Source organism: Streptosporangium sp. NPDC006013, assembly GCF_040614275.1.
In the GTDB taxonomy this organism is placed as follows: Bacteria; Actinomycetota; Actinomycetes; order Streptosporangiales; family Streptosporangiaceae; genus Streptosporangium.
Genome location: NZ_JBEXUE010000724.1, coordinates 1 through 3,576, shown reverse-complemented (window position 1 = coordinate 3,576; position 3,576 = coordinate 1). Strand labels below are relative to the sequence as shown.

4 protein-coding genes are annotated in these 3,576 nt (G+C 69.7%); 2 read left to right on the top strand and 2 right to left on the bottom strand.

Annotated features, from left to right (window positions below):
* The first annotated feature begins 50 nt into the window (after positions 1-50).
* Together ABZ260_RS48540 and ABZ260_RS48535 are read left to right on the top strand one after the other, a co-directional pair.
* The gene (locus tag ABZ260_RS48540; RefSeq protein WP_355632051.1) at positions 51-596 is read left to right on the top strand and encodes an FAD/NAD(P)-binding oxidoreductase; all 546 of its coding nucleotides are present in this window, start codon (positions 51-53) and stop codon (positions 594-596) included.
* A 42-nt stretch (positions 597-638) separates the two neighbouring features.
* Positions 639-1,403 carry an SDR family NAD(P)-dependent oxidoreductase gene (locus ABZ260_RS48535; protein ID WP_355567537.1) on the top strand — a complete coding sequence of 255 codons (765 nt, stop codon included), beginning with the start codon at positions 639-641 and terminating at the stop codon, positions 1,401-1,403.
* 90 nt (positions 1,404-1,493) lie between these two features.
* Here the strand turns inward: ABZ260_RS48535 and ABZ260_RS48530 are convergent, their stop codons facing one another.
* Both ABZ260_RS48530 and ABZ260_RS48525 read right to left on the bottom strand, forming a co-directional pair.
* Positions 1,494-2,957 (bottom strand): MFS transporter, encoded by a 1,464-nt coding sequence (locus ABZ260_RS48530; RefSeq protein WP_355632048.1) that lies wholly within the window; start codon positions 2,955-2,957, stop codon positions 1,494-1,496.
* Positions 2,958-2,965: 8 nt separating this feature from the next.
* On the bottom strand, positions 2,966-3,352 hold the full coding sequence (locus ABZ260_RS48525; RefSeq protein WP_355632045.1) for a hypothetical protein: 387 nt from the start codon (positions 3,350-3,352) through the stop codon (positions 2,966-2,968).
* Positions 3,353-3,576 lie beyond the last annotated feature (224 nt).

The window sequence follows — 3,576 nt, the reverse complement described above, 5'->3', positions numbered from 1 at the left end:
GTGGTCGATGATCATTCTCATGGGGCGGCGGCTCTCCCGATTCAGCTCGCGTGAGCACCGGGGCGACGCCCCGCACACCGGCGATCCCCGGAGCCGAGGGCGGCAACGTGCTCGACATCCGCGACGTCCTGGCCGGTCGGGTGAGGCCGGGAAAGCGCGTCCTCGTCATCGCCCAGGATGATCATGTCCCACCGCTCTCGGTCGCCGACCACCTCTCCTGCCGCGGGCACGAGGTGACACTCACCTACGCCACCCAGGGCCCCGCTCCGCTACTCGGGCGATACATCATCGGAGGCATCCTCGGTCGCCTCGACGCGCAGGGGGTCCGGATGCGTTTCATGGAGGAGGTCGTCACGATCCACGACTCCACGGTCGAGACCCGGAACGTCTACTCCTCGCGTACCGAGACGGTCGGGGAGTTCGACTCGATCGTCCTTGCGTGCGGTGGTGTGTCCGATGCCGCCCTGTACGACGACCTCAAAGGCAGGCTGCCCGAGGTCCACATCCTCGGCGACGCCTACGCCCCTCGCCGGCTCGTGTTCGCGACGAAGCAGGCCCATGCCCTCGCCGAATTGCTCGTCCGCAGCCGCGGCTGACCCGAGCACAACGTTCAGATGAATATCAAAGGAGAAAATGACATGCTGCTGAAGGACAAGGTCGCACTCATCACCGCGGGAGCCTCCGGCATGGGCCGGGCCGCCGCGGAGCGATTCGCCCAGGAGGGTGCGCACGTCATCGTCGTCGACGTCAACGAGGCCAACGCCAAGGAGACCGTCGCCGCCATCGAGGCCGCGGGCGGCACCGGCACCGCCGCGATCGTTGACGTCCGCGACCTCACCGCGCTCAAGGCCCTCGCGGATCAGGTTCAGCGGGACCACGGCGCCCTGCATGTGCTCTACAACAATGTCGGCATACCCGGCGCCGCCGGCCTCGACCTCACCGAGGAGGAATGGAACACGGGGCTGGAGATCAACGCCAGGGCGGGCTTCTTCCTCAGCGGCTACCTCACCGAGGCGCTCAAGGCGGCCAACGGCGCGTCGGTCATCTTCACCTCCTCGACCTCCGGCCTGATCGGTTCGCCCTTCAGCCCGATGTACTCCTTCACCAAGGGTGGCATCATCGCGCTGGTGCGTTCCATGGCGCTCGCCTGGGCCGCCGACAACATCCGCGTCAACGCCATCGCACCCGGCTCGGTCGAGACGCCGGGCCTGCCGGGCTTCTTCCGGACCGACGACCCCGCCGAGATCGAGGCCCGCAAGGCCGCCTTCTTCGCGACGATTCCGATGGGCCGGGCCAGCCAGCCGGATGAGATCGCCAAGGTCGCGCTCTTCCTCGCCAGCGACCTGTCGAGCTATGTCACGGGCGTGACGATCCCCGTCGACGGTGGCATCACGGCGAAGTAGCCGACCGCATGCTCATCGCGAAGGCGCCCTCCCCCTGGGGGAGGGCGCCTTCGCGATGACAGCCGGTCGAACAGCGCGGTGCCGCCGGATTCATGCGGGCGCTGCGCCCGACTCCGCTCTCTCCAGCTCCGCCACGGAACCGGGGACCTCGCCATGACCGTCTTTCGGTGTGGCGGTGACCAGGACGTAGCCGACGACGGCCGCGAGTACGGCGGCGCCGGTGGCCAGGGCCGCCCCGAGCACATAGCCGGTTTCGTCCGGGTTGAGCTCTCCCGCGGGGATGTGACCGGCGAGCACGGAGGCCACCGCGGCCGCCCCGACGCTGCCGCCCATGAGCCGGAGGACCTGGTTGATGCCGGTGGCGCTCGCAGTCCGACCGTCCGGGGTCCGCGCGACGATGAGTGCGGGCATGACCGAGTACGCGACGCCGATGCCCACCCCCAGCAGTGCCATGGACACAACGATGTGCCATGTCACACGGTGAGCGACGGCGAAGGTCCCGAAGGCGGCCGCCACCGCGAGGGAGCCAACGGGCAGGACGGAGCGAACGCCGGTCCATCTGGCCAGGGCACGTGCGACCGGCGGCGAGAGCAGTGTGGCGATCGACATCGGCAGCATCAGCAGTCCGTTGACGAACACGGAGTACCCGAGCCCGAGGCCGTGAGTCGTCGGTCGCTGGATGAGCAGGACCATGACCGCGGCCCCACCGAACACGGCGACCCCGAGCAGCACCGCCGCGAGGTTGACCCCGAGGACACCGCGGGCGCAGGCCAGCCGCAGGTCGACCAGCGGAGCCCGGTGGTGCAGCTCGACCAGTACCCAGGCTGCGAGCGTGACGAGGCCCAGCACCCCAAGCCCTACCACCTGTACCGAGGTCCAGCCCCAGGTCTGTCCCCTGGCGACGGCGAGGAGGCTCGCGCCGAGACCCACTCCGAGCAGAATGGCACCCGGAACGTCCACCCGTATCGTCGTCGATGCCCGCGAGCCCGCCGGAACGCACCACCAGACCCATACCGCGCCGACGAAGGACACGACCATGGCGAAGAGAAACGCCGCCCGGTAGTCGAAGAACAGCACGCACAGTCCCATCACCGGGTTGCCGAGCCCGACGCCCACGGCGATGCTCGTGGAGAGGACGGCCAGCGTTCGATGGAGCTTTACTCCGACGAGGTACTGACGCGCGATGCTCACGGTCAACGGCACCATCGCGTAGCCGAACCCCTGGAGGGCGCGTCCGGCCAGGAGCCCGGGGAAGGTCGGGACCGCCGCTCCGACGAGGCCTCCTGCTCCGACCGCCGCGAGCGCCCCGATGAGCACCCAACGGCGCAGGTGACCATCGGCCAGACGTGACAGCACAGGGGTGCCCACGACTCCGATGAGCAGTGTGATCGTCAGGGTCCACTGCGCGGACTCGATCGACACCCCCCTGTCCTTGGCCACCTCGGGGACGATCGGACTGCCCAGTCCGGCCACCACAGAACCGATCAACGCGGCGTACGACAGGCACGCCACCAGCGCCGCCTGCGACGGCGCTGCCTTCGACGACCGTCCCATCCCGGCCGTCAGACCAGCTCGAGCGGCGTGGCGTTGGCCATCCTGCCACCCTCGCACATGGTCTGGACGCCGTAGCGGAGGTCCTGTCGACGCATCCGGTGAAGCAACGTCGTCATGAGCCGCGCCCCGGTGGCGCCCAGCGGGTGGCCGAGCGCGATCGCTCCCCCCTGGGCATTCGTCAGCTCGAGATCCGTGCCCGTCTCCTCCGCCCACGCGAGAACGACCGAGGCGAACGCCTCGTTGACCTCGAAGGCGCCGACCTCCGCCAACCCCACACCGGCCCGCCGCAGCAGTGCCTCCGTCGCGGGAATCGGGCCGGCCAGCATGAGAACCGGATCGGAACCGACCGCCGCCACCGGTGTGCGCACCGCCTCGACGAGATATGCCCCAGCCATCGTTCCTCCTGCTCCCGTTGTCTTCCCGGTCGTCGCAGCCATCCGTCCGGCCGCCGCCGGGACGGTCGCCCGCCTGCTCCAGCGGGGCGGCGGTTCTCCGGGAACGCGGACGACCTCCGAGACCCCCTCGCCGAGCGCTTGTTCCCTACCGCGCGGCCGCGGGGTTCGGGGGATCGCTGATCACCCCGGCCGAGCGAAGCGCGTCGACCTCCGGCTGGGGCAGC

Bases quoted from the DNA above. Each gene is read 5' to 3' on its own strand.
- ABZ260_RS48530 (WP_355632048.1), bottom strand. From the start codon at position 2,957: ATGGGACGGTCGTCGAAGGCAGCGCCGTCGCAGGCGGCGCTGGTGGCG.
- ABZ260_RS48535 (WP_355567537.1), top strand. From the start codon at position 639: ATGCTGCTGAAGGACAAGGTCGCACTCATCACCGCGGGAGCCTCCGGC.
- ABZ260_RS48525 (WP_355632045.1), bottom strand. From the start codon at position 3,352: ATGGCTGGGGCATATCTCGTCGAGGCGGTGCGCACACCGGTGGCGGCG.